This is a genomic window from Pseudomonas sp. NUPR-002 (genome assembly GCF_056322725.1).
On the sequence record NZ_CM150476.1, the window covers coordinates 1,186,626 to 1,211,983 of the forward strand.

Consider the following 25,358-nt stretch of genomic DNA (forward strand, 5'->3'; position numbering starts at 1 on the left):
GCAAGGGTGGGTTTGTAAGCCTCAAGTCAGCGTCAGCTCTTCGACGCGTCAACCGAAGCTTGTTGCTGTGCCTGCCCGGTCTGCTCGTACCAGCCGCCACCGAGGGCCTTGTACAGGTTGACCTCGCTGACCAGCTGCGACAGGCGATCAGTGATCAACGCCTGCTGGCTGTTGAACAACTGACGCTGAGCGTCGAGGAATGTCAGGTTGCTGTCGACACCGATACGGTAACGACGCTCGGCCAGACGGTAGTAGTCCTCGTTGGCGGAGACCAGATCACGCTGGGCTTTCAACTGATCGTTGAAGGTCTGGCGTGCGGCGAGGCCATCGGAGACTTCCTGGAAGGCAACCTGAATGGTTTTCTCGTACTTGGCGACGTTGATGTCTTTCTGGATCTTCGAGTAATCGAGGCTGGCACGCAGGGCACCGGCGTTGAAGATCGGCAGGCTGATCTGCGGCTGGAACAACCAGGTACCCGAGCCACCGCTGAACAGTCCGCTCATGTCCGGGCTGATGGTACCGGCGTTGGCGGTCAGGCTGATGCTCGGGAAGAACGCTGCACGGGCGGCGCCAATGTTGGCATTGGCGGCCTTGAGCAGGTGTTCGGCTTCCTGGATGTCAGGCCGGCGCTGCAGCAGATCCGACGGCAGGCCCGCTGGCACCTTGGCCAGCAGCTCGCTGTTCAGGTCCTTGGCTGCTGGCAGGTTGGTCGGCACACCGGTACCGAGCAATACCGCCAGGCTGTTCAGGTCCTGAGCAACCAGGCGTTGGTACTGGGCCAGTTTGACTCGGGCGCCTTCAACCGAAGTGCGCGCCTGGCTCAGGTCCAGCGCAGAAGCCACACCGACTTCATTGCTGCGCAAGGTCAGCGCATAGCTTTGCTCATAGGTTTTCAGCGTTTCTTCGGTCAGCTTGAGCAGGTCCTGGTCGGCCTGCCAGGTGAAGTAAGCGTTGGCAACGCTGGCGACCAGAGCAATCTGGGTCGAGCGCCGGGCTTCTTCACTGGACAGGTAGATTTCCAGCTGTTGCTCGGTGAGGCTGCGCACCCGGCCAAACAGGTCGAGTTCATAGGCACTCACGCCGAGGGTGGCCGAGTAGGTGCTGTTGATACCGGCTTCACCGCTCTGCGACATATTGGCCGGCAGACGTTGACGGTTGCCGCTGCCATCGGCGGTGACCGCCGGGAACAGGTCAGCACGCTGGATGCGGTATTGCGCCCGGTAGGCGTCGATGTTCAACGCCGCGACCTTGAGGTCGCGGTTGTTGAGCAGCGAGACCTGGATCAACTGCTGCAGCGCCGGGTCATGGAAAAACTGACGCCAGCCCTGCTCGGCAGCGGCGACATCCGCCGACTCGGTCGGCGAATAGGCAGGGCCTTGCGGCCACTGCGCAGCCACCGGCGATTCCGGGGTCTGGTAGTCAGGAATCAGCGAGCAGCCGCCTAGAATGAAAGCGGTGACCGCCAAAGATAACAGGGACTTACTCATTGCCCGGCCTCATTGCGTGGGGTTTCAGGGGTGAAGTCTTCTTCAGTTTTCTTGCTACTGAACATCGACGACACGCTAACGAAGAACAGCGGTACCCAGAAGATCGCCAGTACGGTGGCCGTCAGCATGCCGCCGATTACCCCGGTACCGATCGCGTGCTGGCTACCCGAGCCGGCACCGGTAGAGATAGCCAACGGTACCACGCCGAGGATGAACGCCAGCGAGGTCATGATGATCGGGCGCAGACGCATCCGGCACGCTTCAATCGCCGCATCGACCAGGCTACGGCCTTGTTCATGCAGTTCCTTGGCAAATTCGACGATCAGAATCGCGTTCTTCGCCGCCAGACCAATGGTCGTCAACAAACCGACCTGGAAGTACACGTCGTTGGACAGACCACGCAGGCTGGTAGCCAGCAGCGCACCGATGATCCCCAGCGGTACCACGAGCATGACCGCGATCGGAATCGACCAGCTTTCATACAGCGCGGCCAGACACAGGAACACCATCAGCAGCGACAAGGCGTACAGCGCTGGCGCCTGGGAACCCGACAGGCGCTCCTCGTACGACAGACCGGTCCAGGAGTAACCGATACCTTTTGGCAGTTGGGCCGCAATGCGCTCGACCTCGAGCATGGCTTCACCGGTACTGTAGCCAGGGGCTGGCGCACCGAGAATTTCCATGGCCTCGACACCGTTGTAACGCGACAGCTTCGGTGCACCGTAGATCCACTCGCCTTTGGCGAAGGAAGAGAACGGCACCATTTCACCGACACTGTTGCGCACGTACCACTTCTGCAGGTCTTCCGGGTTCATGCGCGATGCGGACTCACCCTGGATGTACACCTTCTTGACCCGACCGCGGTCGATGAAGTCGTTGACGTAGCTGGCACCCAGGGCAATCGACAGGGTGTTGTTGATGTCGGCGATGGTCACACCCAAGGCACTGGCGCGCTCGTCATCGACGGTCAACTGGTATTGCGGTTCATCGTTCAGACCGTTCGGACGTACTGCCGAGAGGATCTTGCTCTGCGCGGCCATGCCGAGGAACTGGTTACGCGCTTCCATCAGCTTGTCGTGGCCGACGCCGGCACGGTCTTGCAGGAACACGTCGAAACCGGTGGCGTTACCCAACTCCAGTACCGCAGGCGGGGCAAAGGCGAACACCATCGCGTCGCGGAAGCTGAAGAAGTGCTGCTGGGCACGTGCCGCCAGGTTGAACACGTTGTTCTCGGCGGAACGCTCTTCCCACGGCTTGAGCATGATGAAGGCCATACCCGAGCTCTGCCCGCGACCGGCGAAGTTGAAGCCGTTTACGGTGAACACCGAGGCAACGGTATCGGCTTCTTTGTCCAGCAGGTAGCTGCGCATTTCATCGATCACTACCTGGGTCCGCTCGGCACTGGAGCCGGCAGGGGTTTGCACCTGGGCGAACAGTACGCCCTGGTCTTCCTCAGGAAGGAAGGCGGTAGGGATACGCATGAACAGCCAGACCATACCGACCATGATCAGCAGGTAGGCCAGCAGGTACGGTGCCTTGTTGCGCAGGATGTTGCCCACGCCACGCTCGTAGCTCTGAACGCTGCGGTCGAAGTTGCGGTTGAACCAGCCGAAGAAGCCACGTTTGGCAACATGATGCTCACCCTTGGCAATCGGCTTGAGCATGGTTGCGCACAGTGCCGGGGTGAAGATCAGGGCGACCACGACCGACAGCGCCATGGCCGATACGATGGTGATCGAGAACTGTTTGTAGATCACCCCGGTGGAGCCACCGAAGAACGCCATTGGCAGCAGTACCGCCGAGAGCACCATGGCGATACCAACCAGCGCGCCCTGGATCTGGCCCATGGACTTCTTGGTCGCTTCTTTGGGTGACAGGCCCTCTTCGGACATCACCCGCTCAACGTTTTCCACCACAACGATGGCATCGTCTACAAGCAAGCCGATGGCCAGCACCATGCCGAACATGGTCAGGGTGTTGATGCTGAAGCCTGCAGCGGCCAGGATACCGAAGGTACCCAGCAATACCACCGGTACGGTCATGGTGGTGATGATGGTGGCGCGGAAGTTCTGCAGGAACAGGTACATCACCAGGAACACCAGCACGATCGCTTCGATCAGGGTGTGGATCACCCCGCTGATCGATTCGGTCACCACGGGCGTGGTGTCATACGGGAATACCGCCTTCATGCCTTCCGGGAAGAACGGCTCCAGTTCGCTGATGGTCTTGCGCAGTGCTTTGGCAGTGTCCAGGGCGTTGGCACCGGTTGCCAGCTTGACCGCCAGACCCGAGGCCGGCTTGCCGTTGAACTGGGCGCTGACCGCATAGTTCTCACCACCAAGGCCAACTTCGGCGACGTCTTTCAGACGTACCTGGGAGCCGTCGCGGTTAACCTTGAGCAAGATCTTTTCGAACTGCTCGGCGGTCTGCAGACGGGTCTTGCCGATGATCGTGGCGTTCAGTTGCTGGCCGGGCAGGGCAGGTAGGCCACCGAGCTGACCGGAGGAAATCTGTACGTTCTGTGCCGCCACAGCGGTACGCACGTCGATCGGGGTCAGTTGGTACTTGTTCAGCTTGGCCGGGTCGAGCCAGATACGCATCGCGTACTGGGCACCGAACACCTGGAAGTCACCGACACCCGCGGTACGCGAGATCGGGTCCTGCATGTTGGAAACGATGTAGTTGGCCAAGTCGTCCTTGGTCATGCTGCCGTCTTCAGACACCAGGCCGATTACCAGCAGGAAGTTCTTCACTGCCTTGGTTACCCGGATACCTTGCTGCTGTACTTCTTGCGGCAGCAGCGGGGTCGCCAGGTTCAGCTTGTTCTGCACCTGGACCTGCGCGGTATCGGGGTTGGTCCCCTGTTCGAAGGTCGCGGTGATGGTCATGGTGCCGTCGGAGTTACTTTCCGACGAGACATAACGCAGGTTGTCGATACCGTTGAGCTGCTGCTCGATCACCTGGACCACGGTGTCCTGCACGGTCTGCGCCGAGGCGCCCGGGTAGGTTACGGCAATGGCGATGGCCGGCGGTGCGATGCTCGGGTACTGGTTGATTGGCAACTTGAGGATCGACAAAGCGCCGACCAACATGATCACCAAGGCGATCACCCAGGCAAAAATCGGGCGATCGATAAAGAATCTCGACATGGTTTACTCCCCTTTGGCCCCTGCAGACTGTGCATTGGCCTGGGTTGGCTGAGCAGGCTTGACGTTGGTGGCTTCGCTGACTTTGACCTCGATGCCCGGCTTGACGTACTGCAGGCCTTCGGTAATCACCCGGTCACCGGCGTTCAGGCCTTCTTCGATCAGCCATTCATTGCCGACGGTACGGCTGGCCTTGAGCTGGCGCAGTTCGACCTTGTTGTCCTTGTCGACCACCAGCGCGGTCGGCTGGCCCTTGAGGTCACGGGTAACGCCTTGCTGTGGCGCGAGGATCGCCTGGGCGTTGACCCCGGCTTTCAGGCGGGCGTGGACGAACATGCCCGGCAGCAAGTTGTGCTCAGGGTTGGGGAATACGGCACGCAGGGTGACGGAACCGGTGGTCGGGTCAACCGACACTTCGGAGAATTCCAGGCGACCTTCCTGGCGGTAGGTGCTGCCATCTTCGAGGGTCAGGGTGACCTTGGCGGAATTGTCGCCGACCTTCTGCAGCTGACCGCTTTCCAGTTCACGGCGCAGTTTCAGCAGTTCAGCCGAGGACTGGGTAACGTCAACGTAGATCGGGTCCAGTTGTTGAATCACCGCCATGGCATCGGCCTGGCCATTGTTGACCAGGGCGCCTTCGGTGACCGAGGAGCGTCCGATACGGCCGCTCAGCGGGGCCAGGACCTTGGTGTAACGCAGGTCGATCTGGGCGCTGCGCAGGGCTGCTTCAGCCTGCAAACGTTTGGCTTGCGCGTCGTCGTATTCCTGACGGCTCACCGCTTGTTCGGCGACCAGCTGCTTGTAACGCTCAGACAGCGAACGGGTCGACTGCAGGTTCGCCTGGGCGCTGGCCAGGGTCGCTTCGTACACCGACGGATCGATCTGGTACAGCTGCTGACCTTCCTTGACCTCAGTGCCTTCTTTGAACAGGCGCTTGAGAATGATGCCGTTGACCTGTGGGCGAACTTCGGCAATGCGGTAGGCAGTGGTGCGTCCCGGCAGCTCGGAAGTCAGGGTGTAGGCCTGGGTTTGCAGGGTAACGACGCCGACCTGAGGAGCTTGCGCAACAGGCGCTGCCTCTTCCTTTTTACAGCCGCTGAGCAGTGTTGCCAGGGCGACGGCGGATACCAGAGCGGTAACAGCGGGCTTGAATTGCATGAAGATCCTCGGGTCGCAAGAGCTGAAGACGCTCAAGAATAAATGGAAAGGGTGCGAATAGAAAAAATGTTGTCGAGTGGATAAATAGCTTGCTAAGGAATATACTTACATTCATGGTTGTTTGTAAATACCTTGCAGGCGATGCTCCAGGCCGCCGCAAGCCTAGAATCTACTATCGCTGGTAACAACTTGTTAAAGGTTGATCCGGCTCAGCTCCCAGGTGCTTACGAATGCATCTGGGTTTTGATGAGGTCGTACTGCCATGGTCCGTCGAACCAAAGAAGAAGCCCAGGAAACCCGCGCCCAGATTCTCGAAGCGGCGGAAAAGGCCTTCTATAAGCGCGGGGTAGCGCGTACTACCCTGGCGGATATCGCCAAGCTGGCGGGGGTTACCCGCGGTGCTATCTACTGGCACTTCAACGACAAGGCCGAGCTGGTCGAGGCCATGCTCGAAAGCCTGCGCGAACCGCTGGATGCCTTGGCCCGGGCCAGCGAAAGCGAAGATGAAATTGATCCGCTCGGCTGCACGCGCAAACTGTTGGTCCAGCTGATGCACCAGTTGGTGCTTGATCCGAAAACCCGTCGTATCAATGAAATTCTGCATCATAAATGCGAGTTCACCGATGATATGTGCGAGATCCGCCAGCAGCGGCAAACCTCGACGGTGGAATGTCATGCCAATATCGCGTTGTCACTGGGCAATGCAGTCAAGCGTGGGCAATTGCCTGCGGATGTCGATCCCGAGCGTGCGGCGCTGGCGATCTTTGCCTATATAGACGGCCTGATTCGCCGCTGGTTGCTGTTGCCGGAAAGCTTCGATCTGTTGGGTGATGCCGAGCGTTGGGTCGATACCGGGCTGGATATGCTGCGCTTGAGCCCGGCCTTGCGCAAATGAGACTTTGTGAAGGTTTGTGATGAATTGTTTCCATAGCCTTCTGAAACTGCCTACATACGGCCGCGCAGTTGCCTATCTGGCAGGGCGAGCGCGGCCGTCAGACCAAACAGCGACACCATCGCACTGCCCAGGAGCAAGTTGCGGAAGGTATCAAGCAATTGTGCTTGCGCCTGCGCACTCGGCTCCCCGGCCTTGAGGCTGCCGAGCAGAGCGTCGGCGTTCTGGCTCAGGTCACCGTGCTGCAGCATCGCCAGTAGCAGCGCCGACATGCACGCAACGCCCATCGCGCCGCCCAGTGAGCGGAACAGGTTGCTGGTGCTGGTGGCGACTCCGATATCCTTGGGTTCCACGGCGCTCTGGGTGGCAACCAGTGAGGTCGGAAACTGCAGGCCCGAGGCGATTCCAGTGAGGATCATGAACAGCCCGCTGAGCCAGACCGACTGCGGCGCAGTGAAGGCCATGCCGACAATGGTAAAGGGCATCAGCAGCGCACCGGCGAGAATCTGTGGCTTGTAGCGCCCGGTGAAACTGGTCAGGCGGCCACCGCAGTAGGCGCCGATCGGTAAACCGATGGCCAGTGGCAGCAAGTGCAACGCAGCGCTGTCGGCCCCGGCGCCGGTGATGCTCTGGTAACGCAACGGCATCAGCATGGTCAGGGAAATCGCCTGGAAACTGGTGAAGAACAGCGTGCACCAGCACAGGGTTGCGACCCGGTTGGCAAACAGCTTGAGCGGCAGCAAGGGCTCCGCGGCGCGGCGCTCATGCAGGACAAAAATCACCAGCCCCACCAATGCACAGCCCAGCAAGACGCTGACTTGGGAAGAATACCAGGGGTGCCCCTGGCCGATCAGGGTGATACCCAGCAACAGGCTGCTCAAACCGAAAATCAACAGCGCCGCACCGAGGTAATCGACCTGCGCCCGATGTTGCGGCACCACCAGCGTACGCAGCGCGCGGCGGGTCACCCACCAGGCGGTCAGCCCCAGGGGCAGGTTCAGCCAGAACACCCAGCGCCAGGACAAATATTCAGTGAGGTAACCGCCCAGCACCGGACCGGCCACGCTGGCCAGGGCATACATGCTGCTGAAGTAACCCTGATAGCGACCGCGTTCACGCGGTGGCACAAAGTCACCAATGATCGCCTGACTGACCGAGACCATGCCGCCCGCACCGATGCCCTGGAGTACCCGCGCCAGCACCAGTTGCTCCATGTTCTGTGCCAGTGCGCAGAACAGCGACGCCACGGTGAACAGCGCGGTGCCGGTGAGGATCATCCGGCGCCTGCCGTACAGATCGCCCAGTTTGCCGTAGATCGGCACCGCCACGGTCATCGCGACCATGTAGCCGGAGATGACCCAGGCCAGCAGGCCAACATCATTGAATTGGGCGGAAATCGCTGGCATCGATACGGCGACGATCGTCTGATCGAGGGCACCGAGGAAAATCGCCAGCATCAGCGCAACCAACACGCTGCGCAGGACCGGTTGCGGAGTATTGAGTTGCGTCACTGGCCAGCTCGAAGGGCAGGGTTATTCCGCAGGGGTAGGCTGCAGAAGCAAGTGCTGGTCAGTGTACTCGATAGCTTGCTAAGCGTCTGCGTCATTTAATTAGACCGCAGCATTGCCCACGGGATTGATGCTTACCTCAGCGCGCTCAGGGTGGCGGTGTGCGGCACGCAATGAGCCAGGCTGCAACTGGCGGCTGAATACGGCTGATGGCGGGCTTGTTCGACCCGATAGGCAGCGGTGCCATATAACCCGAACACAGCAGCAATGGCGAAGACCACCGCACATCGTCTGGATTTGAGGCTCATAATGCTTACCCCTTTCAAGCTGTACACAGGTGCTATTAAAAGCATAGGTCAGCTTTGTCCGGCGTGCTTGCTAGTCCAGGCCACGGTCCCATTCCGGCTCGGTGGTGAAGCGTTCGGCCAGAAAGTCGAGCATGCTGCGTAAGGTGGCCGGCATGTGTTTGCGTGAGGTGTACACCGCGTTGAGATTGAGCTCTTGCGGCTTGGCTTGGGGCAGCAGGCGTATCAACTCGCCGCTGCGCAGGGCTGCGGCGGCCTGATAGGTCGGCAGCATGGCGATTCCGGCGCCGGCCAATGCTGCGCGTTGCAGGGTCATGGCTTCGTTGGCGCTGATGCTGCCCTGCACCGGCACCGAGAGCGATTGGCCGGCGACCTCGAAGTGCCAGAGATTGCGGCCAAAATAAGAGTGGGTCAGGCAGTTATGCTGCGCCAAGTCCTCAACCTGCAAGGGGGTGGGGTGTTCACGCAAGTAGGCGGGGGAGGCGCAGATCACCGAGCGGCACACGCTCAGGCGGCGGGCGATGAGGTTCGGATCCAGGTCGTTGCTGGTACGAATGGCCAGGTCGATGCGCTCATCCACCAGGTTGACGGTGCGATCGAGCATCTGCAGGTCGATCTTCACGCCAGGGTAGCGCTGCACGTACGCGGCAATGGCATCGATCAACTGCGCCTGACCAAACGAAGTGCTGACGCTGATGCGCAGTTCACCGCGTGGCGCCTCATCCGGCGCACGCACGGCCACCCGCAGGTCATCGGCCAACTCCAGCAGCTGGCGGCAGCGTGTCAGTGTCTCCTGGCCCGCCGCCGTCAGGCTCAGGCGCCGGGTGGTGCGTTGCATCAAGCGTGCACCTACCCAATCTTCCAGTTCGGCCAGATAACGTGACACCACCGGGCGCGACAGGTCCAGATGCTCGGCCGCCGCCGATTGGCTGCCGAGGTCAACGACACTGACGAAGACGCGCATTGCGCTCAGACGATCCATGATTTGCCCGATTTCAGAAACAAACTAATGCCAAGCATCGCATTTTTTGTACGGGTTCGCGCAACTAAGCTGTTGCGCACACCCTCTGTCACAGGAACTGCCTTGATGCGTCGTTCATTCTCCCTGCGCCGCTTGCTATTGGCCTTCGCCACACTGGCTGCGCTGACTCAGGCGCAGGCTGCCGAGCAAGCACTGCACCTGGATGTCTACAACCCGGGTAGCAACGCCTTGTTTCCGGTGAGTTCGGTGATTGTCAGCGGCGAGCACGAGGCAATACTGGTCGATGCTCAGTTTGGCAAAGGCCAGGCTGAACAGGTGCTGGCCAAGCTGCGTGCCAGCGGCAAGCAACTGACCACCATCTATATCAGCCATGGCGATCCGGATTATTACTTCGGCCTGCACACCCTGACTGACGCTTACCCTGGTGCCAAGGTCGTGGCCTCTGCCGCCACGGTTGCCCATATCAAGCAGACCATGGACGCCAAGCTGGCTTTCTGGGGGCCGCAGATGGGCGCGGACAAGCCGTCGAAACTGATGGTCCCGCAGGTGCTTGAAGGTAATCTGCTGAAACTTGAAGGCCAGACCCTTGAAGTCGTAGGCCTCGATGGCCCGCAACCTGACCGCAGCTTTGTCTGGATTCCTTCCATCCGGGCCGTGGTGGGCGGTGTGGTGGTCGCGAACAACCTGCACGTATGGATGGCCGACACGCAAACAGCGCAATCACACCGCGATTGGCTGACCACGCTGCAGCGCATCGAAGCGCTGAAACCGCAGATTGTGGTGCCGGGCCATTACCTCGGCCAGCCTGGCGAATCGCTTGCAGCGGTACGTTTTACGGCGGACTACATTCGCGCTTTCGACCAGGAAAGCGCCCGCACTGGCAACGCTGCCGAGCTGATTGCGGCGATGAAAAAACGCTACCCGGACCTGGGTGAAGAGAGTTCGCTTGAGCTCAGTGCCAAGGTCGCCAAGGGCGAGATGAAGTGGTAAGTGACATTCAATCCTGACTGGAGGTTTTCCATGAGCAAGATCGCAATTATCGGAGCAACCGGCCGTGCCGGAAGCCAGTTGCTGGAAGAGGCGCTGCGTCGTGGCCACCGCGTGACGGCCATTGCTCGTAACCCGGCGTCACTGAGTGGCCGTGAAGGGGTGACCCCGGTGGCGCTGGATGTCACGGATGCGTTTGCGCTTGAGCGGGCACTGCAGGGGCACGACGTGGTGCTCAGTGCTGCGCACTTTTCCGGCATCAAGCCCGAGGCCATTATCGAGCCGGTCAAGCGTGCTGGGGTCAAACGCTTGTTGGTGGTCGGTGGCGCGGGCAGCCTGCTGTTGCCGTCCGGGCACAAGGTGATCGACAGTCCGGACTTTCCTGAAGCCTACAAGGCAGAGGCCAGCGCCGGTGGGCATTACCTCGACACCTTGCGCCAGGAAAAAACACTGGACTGGACATTCCTGTCACCGTCGGCCGAATTTGTTGAAGGGGCGCGCAGCGGGCGTTACCAGACGGGTAAGGATCACCTGTTGATCGGAGCCGATGGCAAGAGCTGGATCACCTTTGCCGACTACGCCATCGCCATGCTCGATGAAGTGGAAAACCCCGCCCACTCGCGCCAACGTTTCACCGTCGGCTATTGACCCTGTAGGAGCGGGCTTGCCCCGCGATAGCGTTCTGTCAGTCACAGCGTATCGCGGGGCAAGCCCGCTCCCACAGGTGGTGCAAGACAGTTGCTCCTACCGGCAGCGCGCTCTTGCAGCCAGGTGAGCAACGCCTGCAATGGCGCTGAACCTGAACCCTGCGGCCAGACCAGGTAATAAGCCTGACCGGTTCTGACCTTGAGCGGAAAGGGCGTAACCAGACGCCCACAGCTCAGATCATCGCCAATCAACGACCAATCACCAATCGCCACACCCGTGCCTTGCGACGCCATGGACATGGCCATGTCCAGGGTCTCGAAATGCTGGCTCTTGCCTTGACGCGGCAGACTGGCACCAGCGGCACTGAGCCAGGCACTCCAGTCGAGCTGGTCACGGGTCGGGTGCAGCAGCATGTGTTGCTCCAGATCCGCAAGCTCCCGCAGCGGCACCGGGCCGGCCAGCAGTTGCGGTGCACACACCGGCGTCAGTTGCTCATCAAACAGCTTGAGCGTCTGTAATCCATGATTCGGCGCTGCGCCATACACCACGGCGGCATCGAACACTTCGCGGCGAAAGTCCACACCGTGCTGAACGGTGGTGGTCAGTTCTACCGGGACATCCGGGCGCAACGCTTGCCACTCCATCAAACGCGGAAGCAGCCAGCGCATCACGCAGGTGGGCGCCTTGAGTTGCAAGGTGGCGCTGCGCGCACCGACCTGCTGCACGCCTTCTTCAATCACGGCAAATACCTGCTGCACCCGCGGTAGCCAGTCCTGTCCTTCGCGGGTCAGGCTCAAACCACGGGCCTGGCGCAGGAACAGCGGGTAGCCCAGGTGATCCTCAAGCCCGGCAATCTGTCGGCTCACCGCCCCTTGGGTGATGTGCAGCAGTTGCGCCGCGCGGGTGAAGTTGCAGCACTGCGCGGTGACCAGGAACGTGTACAAGGCGGGTAGCGGCGGCAGGCGTTTCATTGGGCTCAAGCCATGATCTGTAGACATGCCTAGTATGAGCTTTTTTGCATTGTGCCGGTAGCGAGGCGGCGGTCCAATAAAGCCTGTTTTCAGCACAATAACAGGCAGACGAACATGGCAACTTGCGGTGAAGTACTGGTAAAACTCCTTGAAGGCTATGGCGTTGACCATGTCTTCGGAATTCCCGGCGTGCATACCGTCGAACTCTACCGCGGGCTGGCGCGTTCCTCTATCCGTCACATCACGCCGCGTCATGAGCAAGGCGCAGGCTTCATGGCTGATGGCTATGCACGCACCCGTGGCAAGCCTGGGGTGTGCTTCATCATTACCGGCCCGGGCATGACCAACATCACCACCGCCATGGGCCAGGCTTACGCCGATTCGATCCCGATGCTGGTGATCTCCAGCGTGCAGTCACGCAACCAGCTGGGTGGCGGACGCGGCAAACTGCATGAATTGCCAGCCCAGGGCAGCCTGGTTGCCGGCGTCGCGGCGTTTTCCCACACCTTGATGAGCGCTGATGACCTGCCGATGGTGTTGGCCCGCGCCTTCGCCGTGTTTGACGGTGCCCGTCCGCGTCCAGTGCATATCGAAATTCCGCTGGATGTGCTGGTCGAAGATGCCGATCACTTGCTGGCTACCACGCCGGTGCGCGTGGCCCGGGCAGGCGCCGCGCCGGGACCGGTCGCGGCAATGGCCGATGTACTGGCCAATGCACGCCGGCCGTTGATCCTTGTCGGTGGTGGCGCGATCGAAGCAAGCGCCGCACTGACGCGCCTGGCCGAGTACCTGCAGGCACCCGTGGCGCTGACCATCAATGCCAAGGGCGTAGTACCTGCCAACCACCCGCTGCAGATCGGTTCGACGCAGTCGCTGGTCGCAACGCGTGAACTGGTGGCCGAAGCGGATGTGGTGCTGGCGATCGGCACTGAACTGGCCGAAACCGATTACGACGTGACCTTCAAAGGCGGGTTCGAGATCCCTGGGCGTCTGCTGCGCATCGACATCGACGCGGACCAGACGGTGCGTAACTACCCACCAGAAATCGCCCTGGTGGCCGATGCCACGGTAGCCACCCAGGCGCTGCTGGTGGCCCTGGCCGAACAGCCAGCCCCGGTACGCGCTGTCGAGTGGGGTGCCAACCGTGCAGCACGTTTGCGTGAGCGCCTGCTCGCCGACTGGGACCTGCCGATGCACAGCCAGACGCGCATGCTTACAACCGTACTGGAAACCCTGCCGAACGCAGTACTGGTCGGCGACTCCACTCAGCCGGTATACACCGGCAACCTGACCCTGGATATGGATCAGCCACGGCGCTGGTTCAATGCCTCGACCGGTTACGGCACCCTGGGCTACGCCTTGCCTGCGGCCATGGGCGCCTGGCTCGGCAGTGCCGAGGCCATCGAAGAACGTGCGCCGGTGGTGTGCCTGATTGGTGACGGCGGGTTGCAGTTCACTTTGCCGGAACTGGCCAGCGCCACCGAGGCACAGGTGCCGCTGATCGTCCTGTTGTGGAACAACCAGGGCTACGAAGAAATCAAGAAATACATGGTCAACCGTGCCATTGAGCCGGTTGGTGTAGACATCCATACCCCGGACTTTATCGGCGTGGCCAAGGCGTTGGGCTGTGCTGCCCAAGCGGTGGGGAATGTCGAGCAACTGCGTGATGCCTTGCGTCAAGCATGCGAGCGCAAAGGCCCAAGCCTGATCGAAATCGACCAGAACAGCTGGGTGCAGGCGGTGCCAGCATGATGCAGATTGCCGGTGTTTACATTGAGGGTGTCTGGCAGCATGGCCCTCAGTCGCTCAAGGTCATCAACCCCAGCAACGAGCAGCAGTTGGCTGACGTGGCCGGCGGCGATGGCGCTGCGGTAGAGCGCGCCACCCTGGCCGCTCAGGCCGCATTCGACGGCTGGTCGGCTACCACCGGCGCCCAGCGCGCAACGCTGTTGCGGGCGATTGCCGAGGGTGTCGAGGCGCGCCGCGAACGTCTGGTGTTCTTGCAGGCCAGTAACAATGGCAAGCCGCTCGCCGAAGCGCAGATGGATGTCGACGATGTCATCGCCACATTCCGTTATTACGCTGAGCTTGCCGATCAGCTGGATGAAGGGCAAGACCGCCCGGTAGCGCTGCCTAGCAATGAGTTTGTCGCGCGCCTGCGACGTGAGCCGTGCGGCGTGGTCGGCCTGATCGTGCCGTGGAACTTCCCCATGGTCACCACCGCCTGGAAACTTGCCCCGGCGCTGGCCGCTGGCTGTTGCGTGGTGCTCAAACCTTCGGAAGTGACACCGCTGGCAGAGCTGGAGTTGGCCAGCATCATTGCCCAGTGCGGTTTGCCTGACGGGGTGTTCAACCTGGTCTGCGGTACCGGCGTTGCAGTGGGCGCCGCCCTGGCGGCTGATCCGCGTGTGGCGAAAATTTCCTTCACCGGCAGCAATGCGGTGGGGGTGCAGGTCATGCAGCGGGCAGCGGAGACGGTCAAGGGCGTGAGCCTGGAACTGGGCGGTAAGTCGTCTTTGCTGGTGCTGGAAGCGGCTGACCTTGAGCTGGCGGTGGAACTGGCCTGCATGGGCGGTTTTTTCAATGCCGGGCAAATGTGTTCGGCTACCAGTCGCGTACTGGTCGCAGAAGCCTTGTACCCGGACTTTATCGCACGGCTCAAAGCCCGCGCCGAAGCCATTCGCGTGGGTGATCCGTTCACCGGCGAGAATGAAATGGGCGCCCTGGTCAACCTGCTCCAGTACCAGCGGGTGCAGGCGCACATTGCTGCCGGGCTGCAAGCCGGTGCGCAATTGCTGTGCGGTGGTACCCGGCCTTCAGCCTTGCCTTGCGGGTATTTCATCAGCCCTACCGTGTTCACTGATGTGCCGCTGGACAGTGCGCTGTGGCGTGAGGAAATTTTTGGTCCGGTGCTGTGTGTGCGTGCGGTGGCCAGTGAGGCCGAAGCGCTGGCGCTGGCCAATGACAGCGAGTTTGGCCTGGTGGCCAGTGTGGTCAGTAGTGACCTGAACGCGGCAGAGCGGGTGGCCAATGCCTTGCGTGCTGGCCTGGTGTGGATCAATGCGCCGCAGGTGATCTTCCCGCAGACCGCCTGGGGTGGCTACAAGCAGAGCAGCATCGGCCGGGAGCTGGGGCCTTGGGGTTTGAGTGCCTTTCAAGAGCTAAAGCATGTGCTCAGGGCGGTGTAATTTCGAGCGCGGGGCAAGCCCACGCCTGCAGCAGGGTAGAATGACGGTTTTCGTCAATTGATCCGGGTTTCAGGTACATGGCACGTAGAGAGTTTTCGCAGTTCGAAGCAGTATCAGCAGCCGTACGTGGTGAGGAAGGCTACAGTGCGGCAATCGCCGTGAAAGGCTTGGGCGCTTCGGGAGCACCTCGTTTTCACAAGGTGCTCGACGGGCAGGTCTTCAAAACCGCACTGGCTGCCGATGAAGCGGCGTGTGCCGAGCTTGAACGTCTCAAGGATGTCGGCGACGACGCCGAGCTGGTGTGGTGAGTCAGTCGTTTACCAGCGGGCGGGCCATCTTGAACAGGTTGCCCAGTTCGAAATAGTCCGCAGGCCCACCGCCGCGCAGGATCGGCTGCGCGGCAGCGGTATCGTAGATACCGTCCTTGAGCAGGTGCTCGGCAATATGCACGGCCACCACCTCACCCAGAATCAACCAGCTTGGCACCAGCACCTGATCGGCGCGTTGCAGCTGAATGATTTGCGTCACCTTGCATTCAAAGGACACCGGGCTTTCTTGCACGCGCGGTACGGCGATGACCTTGGACGCCACCGGTGTCAGGCCGCTCAAGGCAAACTCATCGACTTGCGGGGCAACGGCTGCGCAGCTCTGGTTCATCGCCTCGGCCAAGGGGCGGGTGGCCAGGTTCCAGGCGAACTCGCCGGTTTTCTCGATGTTGTTCAGGCTGTCTTTGCGCCCGACGCTGGAGAAACCAATAATTGGCGGAATGTAGTTGAAGGCGTTGAAGAAGCTGTACGGCGCAAGGTTCAGATGCCCATCGCTGTCCTGTGAGGAAATCCAGCCAATAGGGCGGGGGCCGACGATGGCGTTGAACGGGTCGTGAGGCAGGCCGTGGCCTTTTGCGGGTTCGTAGTAATACATCTGCGCTGGCCTTGCGGCCTTCCCTGTGAATAAGCGCTTAGTGTGCCAAGGCTTTGCCCGGCTGAAAACGATTAAGCCCGGCCGGGGCCGGGCTGACTGCGTCGTATCAGCGCTTAGCTGATGCGGTGGGCCTGGGTGCGATCGAAACCATCTTCAGCGAATTTCGCGCCGCCAGTACGGTCGAAGCCGTCTTCAGCGAATTTGGCACCGCCGGTACGATCGAAGCCGTCTTCAGCGAATTTGGCGCCGCCGGTACGATCGAAACCGTCTTCAGCGTAGGTAGCCGATTGGGTTTGTACGGCACCGAAGTTGTGGCTGTTGGTGCGGTCAAAGCCGTCTTCGGCGAACGCGTTGGCAGCCAGTACCGAGAAGGCGAGGGTCAGGATCAGTTTGCTTTTCATGGTCGTTGCTCCGGGGTGGTGTGGGGTTGTTTGTTTCTATGGGTTTGATGTTACGCCGATTAAATTGATTAAAAAGCGCAAAAAATAGCGCATAAAAATCTATTTAATAGATATGTTTATTCGTGGTGATGCCTGATCGCGGGGCAAGCCCGCTCCCACCGGGGGGATCAGAGCAACCTGTGGGAGCGGGCTTGCCCCGCGATAGACATGAAGATGACAGCGCGCAATTAATTCGGCGTTAAACACAAAAAAGGGGGCGTCCACTGCTGGACGCCCCCTTTTCAAACCACAGCCTAAGACTCAGTCGGTGGTGATCCGCGAATGCTTGCGGGTGTCTTTCATGAACACATAGACCAGCAGCGAGCAGGCAATACAGGCCGTCACGTACCAGTAGAAACCGGATTCCATGCCATGGCTCTTGAACCACAGTGCGACGTATTCAGCGGTACCGCCGAAGATCGAAACGGTCAGTGCGTAGGGCAGGCCGACACCCAGGGCGCGGATCTCGGTTGGGAACAGTTCGGCTTTGACCACCGCGTTGATCGAGGTATAGCCGCTGACGATGATCAGCGCCGCCATGATCAGGAAGAACGCGCCCCACCAGGTCTGAATGGTGTGCAGGGTGGTCAGGATCGGTACGGTGCACAGGGTACCCAGCACGCCGAAGGCGATCAGGATCGGACGACGGCCGATCTTGTCGGACAGGCTGCCGATGATCGGCTGCAGGCACATGAACAGGAACAGGGTCGCCGCCGAAATGGTGGTCGAATCACTGATGCTCATGCCGACAGTGTTCACCAGGTACTTCTGCATGTAGGTGGTGTAGGTATAGAAGGCCAGGGTGCCGCCCATGGTCAGGCCGACCACGGTCGCCAGTTCCTTGGGATGGCGCATCAGGGTGCGCATCAGGCTTTCCTTGGACTTTTCCTTCTTGGTGAAGGAGGTGGTTTCTTCCATGCCACGACGCAGGTACAGCGCGACCACTGCGCACAATGCGCCGATCACGAAAGGTACGCGCCAACCCCAGGCATACAGCTGCTCGGTGGTCAGGGTTTGCTGGAGAATGATCAGCACCGCCAGGGCGATGAGCTGGCCGGAGATCAGCGTCACGTACTGGAAGCTGGAGAAGAAGCCACGACGCTCCTTGGTCGCCATCTCGCTCAGGTAGGTGGCCGAGGTGCCGTACTCGCCACCGACCGACAGGCCTTGCATCAGGCGGGCGATCACCAGCAGGACAGGCGCGGCAACGCCGATGGTTTCATAGCCAGGGGTCAGGGCGATCACCAGCGAGCCTGCACACATCAGCAGGACCGAAGCCATCAGCGCCGCCTTGCGGCCCTTGCGGTCGGCGTAGATACCCATCAGCCAGCCACCGATCGGGCGCATCAAAAAGCCCACGGCGAAGATCGCGGCGGTGTTCAGCAACTGTGCGGTGCTGTCACCGGCAGGGAAAAAGGCTTTGGCGAAGTACAGGGAAAACGCGGCGTAGACGTACCAGTCGTACCATTCGACCATGTTGCCGATCGAACCGCTGAAAATCGACTTGAGTCGGCTTCGGGTGGTTTTATCCGCGGCGGGCGCAACGGCCGCCCCGGCGGGCAGGGTGGTGGAGTTATCCATCGAAGGGACCTTCATAGTTGTTTTTGTGGAGCGCGCCGAAACGCAGCCTGCCAGGGCTATAGCAGGAGCTGTGCCAGGTGCTGAAGGCCCGGTTTAGAAGGGTTGCTGGTGGCGGATGAGCGGAAATCCGCTCATTGCTTTCATCGCTATCGGCAAGAATCCGCTTATCGGGTTCAGAGAAAGTCTTCGCGCAGCAGGCCGTGACGCTGCATCTTTTCGTTGAGTGTGCGGCGGGGCAGTTGCAGCTCTTCCATCACCGCCTTGATTTCACCTTTGTGTCGGCTCAGCGCGGCACGCAGGCACTGGGCTTCAAAGGCTTCCTGTTGGGCGGCCAGCGACTGCCCGGACTCAACCTGCGCAACTTCCGGTTCGCCCAGGCCCAGGGCGTGGCGTTCGGCGGCGTTGGCCAGTTCGCGGACGTTGCCCGGCCAGTCGTGGCTGAGCAGGCGTCCCAGGTGCGCAGCGCTGAGTTGAGGAGCGCTGCGGCCGATACGCTCGGCAGCCTGACGGGCAAAGTGCGCGAACAGCAACGGAATGTCTTCGCGGCGCTCGCGCAACGGCGCAAGACGCAGCTCCGCGACGTTCAGGCGGTACGCCAGGTCTTCGCGAAAGCGCCCGGCACGCGCCTCTTCCAGCAGGTCAGGCTTGGTTGCCGCGACGATGCGCAGATCGACGTTGATGCTTTGGTTGGCGCCAAGGCGCTCCAGTTTCTGTTCCTGCAACACACGCAACAACTTGGCTTGCTGGGCCAGGGGCATGCTTTCGATTTCATCGAGGAACACCGTGCCGCCATTGGCATATTCGAGCTTGCCGATGCGCTTGCCCTGCGCGCCGGTAAAGGCGCCGGTTTCATGGCCGAACAGCTCGGCTTCAAACAAAGCCTCGGGAATCGCCGCGCAATTGAGCGCGACGAAAGGTTTGCCCGCCCGCGGGCCGAAGTCGTGCAGGCAGCGCGCAACCTGTTCCTTGCCGCTACCGGTTTCCCCACGAATCAATACATTGACCGGCAGGCTGGCCAGGTCCAGCACTTGACGGCGTAACTGCTGCATGCCTTGCGACATGCCCAGCAGGTTCAGTTCCAGGCGTGCCTTGAGGTCGGCCTGCTCATGCAAGCGGCGGTTCTCCAGCACCAGCTGGCGTTTCTCCAGGGCCCGGCGCAGGCTGCCCAGCAGGCTCTGCGGGCTGAACGGCTTTTCCAGAAAATCATAGGCACCGTTGCGCATGGCCTCGACGGCCATCGGCACATCACCGTGGCCGGTCAGCAGGATCACCGGCAGGTCGGCATCACGCACTTGCAACTGTTCAAGCAATTGCAGGCCGTCCATGCCGGGCATGCGCACATCGCTGAGGATGACACCGGGGAAATGCTCAGGCAGTTGGCTCAGGCAGTCTTCGGCGCGGCTGAACAGCTGCACGTTGAAGCCGGACAAACTCAGCCACTGCTCGACCGCAGTACGAATGCTGGCTTCATCGTCGACGACCATTACCGAATTGAACATCAAGGCTCCAGATCACAGGGCAGGGTAAGGCTGAAGCGGGCGCCGCCAGGTTGATTATCGACGGTCAGGCGCCCACCGGCTTCATGAATGATGCCATAGGATATCGCCAGGCCCAGCCCCAGCCCTTCCCCCACGGGTTTGGTGGTGAAGAACGGATCGAAAACGTTGGCCAGGTGTTCTTCAGCGATCCCGCCTCCGCTGTCGAGCACGCTCAGGCGCCAGTGTTCGGCCTCGGCTTCGATACGGATTTCCAGGCGTTTGTAGCTTTTACCGGCCATGGCATCCAGGGCGTTGCGCAGCAGATTGATCAGTACCTGTTCCAGGCGGATCGCGTCACCACGTACCCAGGCTGGGCGCGCCAGGTACAGGGAGACTTTTACCTGCTCGGCGCGGATGCGCGTTTCCAGCAACTGCAAGGCCTGATCGACCACGGTGGCCAGGTCGAGACGCTCGCGCAAACCGCTGGGGCTGTTGCGGGCGAAGGTTTTCAAGTGGCCGGTGAGCGCCGCCATGCGGGTGAGCATCTGCTCCAGCGGCTCGAGCGCCTGCGCGGCTTCCTCGTAGCGCTGGTTGTCGAGCAGCAGGCGCAAGGTTGCCAGTTGCATGCGCTGGGTGGTCAGCGGCTGATTGATCTCATGGGCCAGGGCCGCAGACATCTGCCCCAACGCCGCTAGCTTCGCCGATTGCACCAGGCCTTCCTGCGCGGTGCGCAGGTCACGGGTGCGTTCCTCGACCAGGCGTTTGAGTTCTTCACGGCTGCGCTGACGCAAGCGCGCCAGGCGCAGGCGCTGGCTGATGAACAACAAGGCAAAGACCAGGCTCAGCCACACCGCCGCAGCGGCCAGGGCGGCATTACGTCCGTCGTCGCTGACCTGCGGCTTGCGCAGCAAGTGCAAGGTCCAGCCTTCGGCCTCCAGGGGCAAGCTTTCCCACAGGTATTCGCTGCTGCCTTCCGGCCCCTGCACGCGCATCAAGTGACTGTTGTCATCGAAACGGCTGAGCACCTGATGCTGCAGCGGCACCAACTGTTGCTTGTCATACTGACGGGTGACCGCAAGTTCAGCACGATCGGCATTGGTCAACGGCTTGAGGTGGCGATAGCGCCAACCTTCCTGGTTGGCAATGAAGATGATCCCGCGGGCATCGCTGACCAGCAGGACGTCGTTGCCCTGGCGCCATTCACGCTCAAGTTCGGGGAACTCCAGCTTCACCACCATGGCGCCGAGAAAGCGCTGGTGCTCATCCTGCACGGCACTGGAGAGGAAATAGCCCGGCACGCCACTGGTCACGCCGATGGCGTAGAAGCGTCCGCTGCCCTGGCTTTGGGTCTGTTTGAAGTAAGGGCGAAAGCCGTAGTTGGAGCCGACATAGGTGCTGGGCAAGCGCCAGTTGCTGGCGGCCACGGCAAGGCCGGTGTGGTCGAGCAACTCCAGGGTCGAGGAGTTGGCGGCACCGTTGATTCGTTCGAGTTTGCGGTTCAGGGTGTCCTGGACCTGCGCATTGACCGGCCCGCTGAGAGCGCTGATCAGCTCCGGGTCCAACGCCAGCACCGCAGGCAGGGCACGGTAGCGTTCGATCAAGGTGTGCAGGGAGTTGGCGTACAGGCCCAGCTGTTGGCTGGCCCGCGTGGCATCCTCGACCATCGACTGGCGCTTGGCATGGTGCATGGCCCAGCCGGCGGTGAACAAGGTGCCGGCCAGGATGAAGAAAATGATCAGCCCCAGACGCAGGGCGCGAAACGAATAAGGCATGGTGCAGACCCCGGCAGATGGGGAAGGCCTCCTGGCCTTCCCTTGACGCTTGGCAACGGTTTACAGAAGTTCAAATCGCTGCTGCTGCACCGCCTGCGAGTCCAGGCCTACCTGGACATTGAACTCGCCGGGCTCAGCCGCCCATTGCAGCTGGGTGTTGTAGAACTTCAGGTCTTCTTCACTGATCTGGAAGCGAACGGTGCGTTGTTCACCGGCCTTGAGCATGACCTTCTGGAAGTTCTTCAGCTCCTTGACCGGGCGGCTCATCGACGCGGCGATGTCCTGTACATACAGCTGCACGACCGTCTCACCGTCACGCTTGCCGGTGTTTTTCACCTCGACGCTGGCTTCGAGGGTCTGGCCCTTTTTCAGGGTTTTGCTCGACAGGGTCAGCGGCGACACGCTGAAGTCGCTGTAGCTCAGGCCGTAGCCGAAGGGGTACAGCGGGCCGTTCGGCTCCTCGAAGTACTGCGAGGTGTAGTTGCCAGGCTTGCCAGGGGTGAAGGGGCGGCCGATGCTCAGGTGGTTGTAGTACATCGGAATCTGCCCGACCGAGCGCGGGAAGGTGATGGCCAGTTTGCCCGACGGGTTGTAGTCGCCAAACAGCACATCGGCGATGGCATTGCCGCCTTCGGTACCGCTGAACCAGGTTTCCAGAATGGCGTCAGCTTGTTCGCGTTCCCAGCTCAAAGACAGTGGACGGCCATTCATCAGCACCAGTACCAGCGGCTTGCCGGTGGCTTTCAGGGCTTTGATCAGTTCGCGCTGGGCTGCCGGGATTTCCAGGGTGGTGCGGCTCGACGACTCGTGGGACATACCACGGGACTCGCCAACCACCGCCACGACCACATCGGACTGTTTAGCTGCCTTGACCGCCTCATCGATCAACACCGCAGCCGGACGTGGGTCGTCGACGATTTCCGGGGCATCGAAGTTGAGGAAGTTCAGGTAGTCGAGAATGGCCTTGTCATGGGTGACGTTGGAGCCTTTGGCGTAAATCACCTTGGCTTGGTCACCGAGGACCTGGCGCATGCCTTCACGCACGGTGACCGATTGCTGTGGACGACCGGCTGCAGCCCAGCTGCCCATCATGTCGATCGGGGCGTCGGCGAGCGGGCCGACCAGGGCAATGGTGCCGGATTTTTTCAGCGGCAGGGTCTGTTCGCGGTTTTCCAGCAGAACCAGGCTGCGCCGTGCGACATCACGGGCTTCGGCGCGGTGCAGGCGATTGTCGGCGTAGGTGTCGACAGGGTCGTCGCTGGCCTTGCCGATGCGCCGGTACGGGTCGGCGAACAGGCCCATGTCGTACTTGGCGCCGAGTACTTCACGCACGGCGTTGTCGATATCGGCCTGGTTGATTTCGCCAGCCTTGAGCAGGCTGGCCAGTTCTTCACCGTACAGCGAGTCGTTCATGCTCAGGTCGATGCCGGCCTTGATCGCCAGTTTTGCCGCCTCGCGGCCATCGCGTGCGACGCCGTGGCGCACCAGTTCGGTGATGGCGCCGTGGTCGCTGACGGTCACACCCTTGAAGCCCCAGTCCTTGCGCAGCAGGTCGTTCATCAGCCAGGTGTTGGAAGTGGCCGGCACGCCGTTGATCGAGTTCAAGGCCACCATCACACCACCGGCGCCGGCATCAATCGCCGCGCGGTAGGGGGGCAGGTAGTCGTTGAACATCTTCGTCGGGCTCATGTCGACGGTGTTGTAGTCGCGTCCGCCTTCCACGGCGCCGTACAGGGCGAAGTGCTTGACGCTGGCCATCAGGCTGGTGGGCTCGGCCGGGCTTTTGCCCTGGAACGATTCGACCATGACTTTGGAGATGCGCGATACCAGGTAAGTGTCTTCACCAAAGCCTTCGCTGGTACGGCCCCAGCGTGGGTCGCGGGCGATATCGACCATCGGCGCAAAGGTCATGTCGATGCCGTCAGCCGAGGCTTCCAGAGCTGACACGCGGCCGACCTTGGCGATGGCGTCCATGTCCCAGCTCGAGGCCAGGGCCAGGCTGATCGGGAAGATCGTGCGGTGGCCGTGGATCACGTCGTAGGCGAAGAACATCGGGATCTTCAGGCGGCTACGGCCGGCCGCGTCCTGCATTGGACGGTTCTCGGCACGGGTGATCGAGTTGAAGGTGCCGCCGATGCGGCCAGCAGCGATTTCCTTGCGGATCATCTCGCGTGGCATTTCCGGGCCGATGCTGATCAGGCGCAATTGGCCGATCTTCTCGTCCAGGGTCATTTGGCCCATGAGGTCGGCAATGAATGCCTGTTTAGTCTTCAACGGATCAGCAGGGGTATCGGCAAAGGCCGACTGACTGGCCAGGCTGACGACCAGGCCCAGCAAACACAGCTTGTTCATTTAGTTTGTTCTCAAGGCCCAGGGCAGTATTCACGGTGATACTGCCCAGCCGAAGTTGGGGAAGCGGCTATTGTTGTAGTTTGCTGGGGCATCTTTTAGCCAATTGGGCCGTTACCAGCCAGCGGCGGTGACGGATTATGCCTTAAGTTCGATGATTCACGCTGATCAAGGAGAAGAACCACTATGCAGGTCATCCAGTTCAAGAGCGTAAGGCTGTGGTTGCTGCTAATGCTGGGCAGCCTGCTGGCCGGTTGCGGAATCAACAACATTCCCAACTATGACGAACAGGTCAAGGCCGCCTGGGCTCAGGTGCAGAACCAGTACCAGCGCCGCGCCGACTTGATCCCCAACCTGGTCGAAACCGTCAAAGGCTATGCCAAACAAGAGCAGGAAACCCTGACGGCGGTCATTGAAGCGCGGGCCAAGGCAACCTCGATCCAGGTCGATGCCAGCACCCTGGACGATCCGCAGAAACTGCAGCAGTTCCAGCAGGCGCAAGCGCAGTTGAGCGGTGCACTCAGCCGTTTGATGGTGGTGTCGGAACGTTATCCAGACCTCAAATCGAACCAGAATTTCCTCGCCCTGCAGTCGCAACTTGAAGGGACGGAAAACCGTATCGCCGTGGCGCGCAAGGATTTCATCGCCGCGGTTCAACGCTACAACACCGAAATTCGCACGTTTCCCGGGCGTATCTGGCACAGCCTGATGTACAGCAGCCTGCCAATTCGGGAGAACTTCGAGGCCACTGCCGCTGATGCCGACAAAGCCCCTGAAGTGAAATTCTGATGCGCCTGGTGCAGTGGGCGTTGCTGCTGGCGTTGCTGATTGTCACACCGCTGCGGGCCGAGCTGAACTTTCCGGCCCTGACCGGGCGGGTGGTGGACAACGCCGGCCTGCTTGATGACAGCAGCCGCACGCAACTTGAACGCATGCTCACCGCCCATGAGCAGGCCAGCGGCGAGCAAGTGGTGGTGGTCACCGTGAATGACCTGCAGGGCCTGCCCATCGAGGAGTTTGGCTACCAATTGGGCCGGCATTGGGGGATCGGTCAGAAAAATAAAGACAATGGTGCGTTGTTGATCGTTGCGCCGCAGGCGCGCAAGCTGCGCATCGAAGTCGGCTACGGCCTGGAAGAACGACTGACCGACGCCCAGGCATCGGTGATCATCAACGGCATCATTACGCCTGCGTTTCGCCGTGGCGAGTTCAGCCTGGGCATCGTCCAGGGCACTGCAGCCATCTTGCAGGTCCTGGGTGGCAACCCGTTGGCAGAGCCGTCCCGGGCACAGGGTGGCGGCGAAGAGGGCGCGCCGGCCTGGTCGGTGGGCATTTTTGTGTTGCTGATTATTGTCGTCTTCGCCTTGCAGTCCCTGGGGCTGGGCGGCGGTGGTCGCGGTGGCCGTGGTGGTATGGGGGGCATGGGCGGTGGTTTTGGCGGTGGCTATGGCGGCTTTGGCGGCGGTGGTGGTGGCGGTGGTTTCAGTGGCGGTGGAGGTGGCTTCGGTGGAGGAGGTTCTTCCGGTGGCTGGTAAAACAATAATC

21 protein-coding genes are annotated in these 25,358 nt (G+C 61.1%); 8 read left to right on the plus strand and 13 right to left on the minus strand.

Annotation, left to right across the window (positions count from 1 at the left end; all coding sequences use genetic code 11):
* Positions 1-32: 32 nt before the first annotated feature.
* The 3 genes from ACVWSC_RS05545 to ACVWSC_RS05555 are packed head-to-tail and all read right to left on the minus strand — an operon-like array spanning position 33 to position 5,791.
* Positions 33-1,487 (minus strand): AdeC/AdeK/OprM family multidrug efflux complex outer membrane factor, encoded by a 1,455-nt coding sequence (locus tag ACVWSC_RS05545; protein WP_442112415.1) that lies wholly within the window; start codon positions 1,485-1,487, stop codon positions 33-35.
* Positions 1,484-4,636 carry an efflux RND transporter permease subunit gene (locus tag ACVWSC_RS05550; RefSeq protein WP_442112416.1) on the minus strand — a complete coding sequence of 1,051 codons (3,153 nt, stop codon included), beginning with the start codon at positions 4,634-4,636 and terminating at the stop codon, positions 1,484-1,486. Before ACVWSC_RS05550 ends, ACVWSC_RS05545 begins: the two co-directional genes overlap by 4 nt.
* Before the next feature lie 3 nt (positions 4,637-4,639).
* Positions 4,640-5,791, minus strand: coding sequence for an efflux RND transporter periplasmic adaptor subunit (locus tag ACVWSC_RS05555; protein ID WP_442112417.1), 1,152 nt, complete (start codon positions 5,789-5,791; stop codon positions 4,640-4,642).
* A 262-nt stretch (positions 5,792-6,053) separates the two neighbouring features.
* Here ACVWSC_RS05555 and ACVWSC_RS05560 point away from each other — a divergent pair, with 262 nt between their 5' ends.
* Positions 6,054-6,686: a TetR family transcriptional regulator gene (locus ACVWSC_RS05560; protein ID WP_442112418.1), complete on the plus strand. Its 633-nt coding sequence runs from the start codon at positions 6,054-6,056 to the stop codon at positions 6,684-6,686.
* A 50-nt stretch (positions 6,687-6,736) separates the two neighbouring features.
* On the opposite strand, the gene ACVWSC_RS05565 is transcribed toward ACVWSC_RS05560, so the two are convergent.
* The 3 genes from ACVWSC_RS05565 to ACVWSC_RS05575 form a co-directional block, all read right to left on the minus strand.
* Positions 6,737-8,140 (minus strand): MDR family MFS transporter, encoded by a 1,404-nt coding sequence (locus ACVWSC_RS05565; protein ID WP_442114259.1) that lies wholly within the window; start codon positions 8,138-8,140, stop codon positions 6,737-6,739.
* A 185-nt stretch (positions 8,141-8,325) separates the two neighbouring features.
* Complete coding sequence (locus ACVWSC_RS05570) at positions 8,326-8,499, minus strand: hypothetical protein (protein ID WP_442112419.1); 174 nt, start codon at positions 8,497-8,499, stop codon at positions 8,326-8,328.
* A gap of 70 nt (positions 8,500-8,569) precedes the next feature.
* A complete protein-coding gene (locus ACVWSC_RS05575) occupies positions 8,570-9,478 on the minus strand; it encodes a LysR family transcriptional regulator (protein ID WP_442112420.1) in 909 nt (302 codons plus the stop codon).
* Between the two features lie 105 nt (positions 9,479-9,583).
* Here ACVWSC_RS05575 and ACVWSC_RS05580 point away from each other — a divergent pair, with 105 nt between their 5' ends.
* Together ACVWSC_RS05580 and ACVWSC_RS05585 are read left to right on the plus strand one after the other, a co-directional pair.
* Positions 9,584-10,468 (plus strand): MBL fold metallo-hydrolase, encoded by an 885-nt coding sequence (locus tag ACVWSC_RS05580; protein WP_442112421.1) that lies wholly within the window; start codon positions 9,584-9,586, stop codon positions 10,466-10,468.
* Between the two features lie 30 nt (positions 10,469-10,498).
* A complete protein-coding gene (locus ACVWSC_RS05585; protein ID WP_442112422.1) occupies positions 10,499-11,113 on the plus strand; it encodes an NAD(P)-dependent oxidoreductase in 615 nt (204 codons plus the stop codon).
* Positions 11,114-11,154: 41 nt separating this feature from the next.
* Here ACVWSC_RS05585 and ACVWSC_RS05590 read toward each other — a convergent pair whose 3' ends face one another.
* Entirely contained in the window at positions 11,155-12,084 is a 930-nt protein-coding gene (locus ACVWSC_RS05590) for a LysR substrate-binding domain-containing protein (protein WP_442112423.1), read from the minus strand.
* 114 nt (positions 12,085-12,198) lie between these two features.
* Here ACVWSC_RS05590 and ACVWSC_RS05595 point away from each other — a divergent pair, with 114 nt between their 5' ends.
* The 3 genes from ACVWSC_RS05595 (at position 12,199) to ACVWSC_RS05605 (ending at position 15,580) form a co-directional block, all read left to right on the plus strand.
* Positions 12,199-13,836: a 5-guanidino-2-oxopentanoate decarboxylase gene (locus ACVWSC_RS05595; protein WP_442112424.1), complete on the plus strand. Its 1,638-nt coding sequence runs from the start codon at positions 12,199-12,201 to the stop codon at positions 13,834-13,836.
* Complete coding sequence (locus ACVWSC_RS05600; protein WP_442112425.1) at positions 13,833-15,272, plus strand: aldehyde dehydrogenase family protein; 1,440 nt, start codon at positions 13,833-13,835, stop codon at positions 15,270-15,272. The genes ACVWSC_RS05595 and ACVWSC_RS05600 overlap by 4 nt, the downstream gene beginning before the upstream one ends.
* 77 nt (positions 15,273-15,349) lie before the next feature.
* Positions 15,350-15,580, plus strand: coding sequence for a hypothetical protein (locus tag ACVWSC_RS05605; protein ID WP_442112426.1), 231 nt, complete (start codon positions 15,350-15,352; stop codon positions 15,578-15,580).
* 1 nt (position 15,581) lies between these two features.
* On the opposite strand, the gene ACVWSC_RS05610 is transcribed toward ACVWSC_RS05605, so the two are convergent.
* From ACVWSC_RS05610 to bglX, 6 genes are all read right to left on the minus strand, one after another.
* The gene (locus tag ACVWSC_RS05610; RefSeq protein WP_442112427.1) at positions 15,582-16,193 is read right to left on the minus strand and encodes a flavin reductase family protein; all 612 of its coding nucleotides are present in this window, start codon (positions 16,191-16,193) and stop codon (positions 15,582-15,584) included.
* Positions 16,194-16,306: 113 nt separating this feature from the next.
* The gene (locus ACVWSC_RS05615; RefSeq protein WP_157191316.1) at positions 16,307-16,594 is read right to left on the minus strand and encodes a hypothetical protein; all 288 of its coding nucleotides are present in this window, start codon (positions 16,592-16,594) and stop codon (positions 16,307-16,309) included.
* 300 nt (positions 16,595-16,894) lie between these two features.
* On the minus strand, positions 16,895-18,214 hold the full coding sequence (locus ACVWSC_RS05620; RefSeq protein ID WP_442112428.1) for an MFS transporter: 1,320 nt from the start codon (positions 18,212-18,214) through the stop codon (positions 16,895-16,897).
* A 173-nt stretch (positions 18,215-18,387) separates the two neighbouring features.
* Positions 18,388-19,713 carry a sigma-54-dependent transcriptional regulator gene (locus tag ACVWSC_RS05625; protein ID WP_442112429.1) on the minus strand — a complete coding sequence of 442 codons (1,326 nt, stop codon included), beginning with the start codon at positions 19,711-19,713 and terminating at the stop codon, positions 18,388-18,390.
* On the minus strand, positions 19,713-21,464 hold the full coding sequence (locus tag ACVWSC_RS05630) for an ATP-binding protein (protein ID WP_442112430.1): 1,752 nt from the start codon (positions 21,462-21,464) through the stop codon (positions 19,713-19,715). The genes ACVWSC_RS05625 and ACVWSC_RS05630 overlap by 1 nt, the downstream gene beginning before the upstream one ends.
* A gap of 60 nt (positions 21,465-21,524) precedes the next feature.
* Complete coding sequence (gene bglX / locus ACVWSC_RS05635; RefSeq protein ID WP_442112431.1) at positions 21,525-23,816, minus strand: beta-glucosidase BglX; 2,292 nt, start codon at positions 23,814-23,816, stop codon at positions 21,525-21,527.
* 183 nt (positions 23,817-23,999) lie between these two features.
* Here bglX and ACVWSC_RS05640 point away from each other — a divergent pair, with 183 nt between their 5' ends.
* Positions 24,000-24,602 carry a LemA family protein gene (locus ACVWSC_RS05640; RefSeq protein ID WP_442112432.1) on the plus strand — a complete coding sequence of 201 codons (603 nt, stop codon included), beginning with the start codon at positions 24,000-24,002 and terminating at the stop codon, positions 24,600-24,602.
* Positions 24,602-25,348 carry a TPM domain-containing protein gene (locus tag ACVWSC_RS05645; RefSeq protein ID WP_442112433.1) on the plus strand — a complete coding sequence of 249 codons (747 nt, stop codon included), beginning with the start codon at positions 24,602-24,604 and terminating at the stop codon, positions 25,346-25,348. Before ACVWSC_RS05640 ends, ACVWSC_RS05645 begins: the two co-directional genes overlap by 1 nt.
* Positions 25,349-25,358 lie beyond the last annotated feature (10 nt).

Excerpts from the sequence above, each read along its gene's own strand:
- ACVWSC_RS05630 (WP_442112430.1), bottom strand. The coding sequence starts at position 21,464 with ATGCCTTATTCGTTTCGCGCCCTGCGTCTGGGGCTGATCATTTTCTTC.
- ACVWSC_RS05560 (WP_442112418.1), top strand. The coding sequence starts at position 6,054 with ATGGTCCGTCGAACCAAAGAAGAAGCCCAGGAAACCCGCGCCCAGATT.
- ACVWSC_RS05605 (WP_442112426.1), top strand. The coding sequence starts at position 15,350 with ATGGCACGTAGAGAGTTTTCGCAGTTCGAAGCAGTATCAGCAGCCGTA.
- ACVWSC_RS05545 (WP_442112415.1), bottom strand. The coding sequence starts at position 1,487 with ATGAGTAAGTCCCTGTTATCTTTGGCGGTCACCGCTTTCATTCTAGGC.
- ACVWSC_RS05575 (WP_442112420.1), bottom strand. The coding sequence starts at position 9,478 with ATGGATCGTCTGAGCGCAATGCGCGTCTTCGTCAGTGTCGTTGACCTC.
- bglX (WP_442112431.1), bottom strand. The coding sequence starts at position 23,816 with ATGAACAAGCTGTGTTTGCTGGGCCTGGTCGTCAGCCTGGCCAGTCAG.
- ACVWSC_RS05600 (WP_442112425.1), top strand. The coding sequence starts at position 13,833 with ATGATGCAGATTGCCGGTGTTTACATTGAGGGTGTCTGGCAGCATGGC.
- ACVWSC_RS05595 (WP_442112424.1), top strand. The coding sequence starts at position 12,199 with ATGGCAACTTGCGGTGAAGTACTGGTAAAACTCCTTGAAGGCTATGGC.
- ACVWSC_RS05565 (WP_442114259.1), bottom strand. The coding sequence starts at position 8,140 with ATGCTGGCGATTTTCCTCGGTGCCCTCGATCAGACGATCGTCGCCGTA.
- ACVWSC_RS05550 (WP_442112416.1), bottom strand. The coding sequence starts at position 4,636 with ATGTCGAGATTCTTTATCGATCGCCCGATTTTTGCCTGGGTGATCGCC.
- ACVWSC_RS05570 (WP_442112419.1), bottom strand. The coding sequence starts at position 8,499 with ATGAGCCTCAAATCCAGACGATGTGCGGTGGTCTTCGCCATTGCTGCT.
- ACVWSC_RS05645 (WP_442112433.1), top strand. The coding sequence starts at position 24,602 with ATGCGCCTGGTGCAGTGGGCGTTGCTGCTGGCGTTGCTGATTGTCACA.
- ACVWSC_RS05590 (WP_442112423.1), bottom strand. The coding sequence starts at position 12,084 with ATGAAACGCCTGCCGCCGCTACCCGCCTTGTACACGTTCCTGGTCACC.
- ACVWSC_RS05610 (WP_442112427.1), bottom strand. The coding sequence starts at position 16,193 with ATGTATTACTACGAACCCGCAAAAGGCCACGGCCTGCCTCACGACCCG.
- ACVWSC_RS05615 (WP_157191316.1), bottom strand. The coding sequence starts at position 16,594 with ATGAAAAGCAAACTGATCCTGACCCTCGCCTTCTCGGTACTGGCTGCC.
- ACVWSC_RS05580 (WP_442112421.1), top strand. The coding sequence starts at position 9,584 with ATGCGTCGTTCATTCTCCCTGCGCCGCTTGCTATTGGCCTTCGCCACA.
- ACVWSC_RS05620 (WP_442112428.1), bottom strand. The coding sequence starts at position 18,214 with ATGGATAACTCCACCACCCTGCCCGCCGGGGCGGCCGTTGCGCCCGCC.
- ACVWSC_RS05585 (WP_442112422.1), top strand. The coding sequence starts at position 10,499 with ATGAGCAAGATCGCAATTATCGGAGCAACCGGCCGTGCCGGAAGCCAG.
- ACVWSC_RS05555 (WP_442112417.1), bottom strand. The coding sequence starts at position 5,791 with ATGCAATTCAAGCCCGCTGTTACCGCTCTGGTATCCGCCGTCGCCCTG.
- ACVWSC_RS05625 (WP_442112429.1), bottom strand. The coding sequence starts at position 19,713 with ATGTTCAATTCGGTAATGGTCGTCGACGATGAAGCCAGCATTCGTACT.
- ACVWSC_RS05640 (WP_442112432.1), top strand. The coding sequence starts at position 24,000 with ATGCAGGTCATCCAGTTCAAGAGCGTAAGGCTGTGGTTGCTGCTAATG.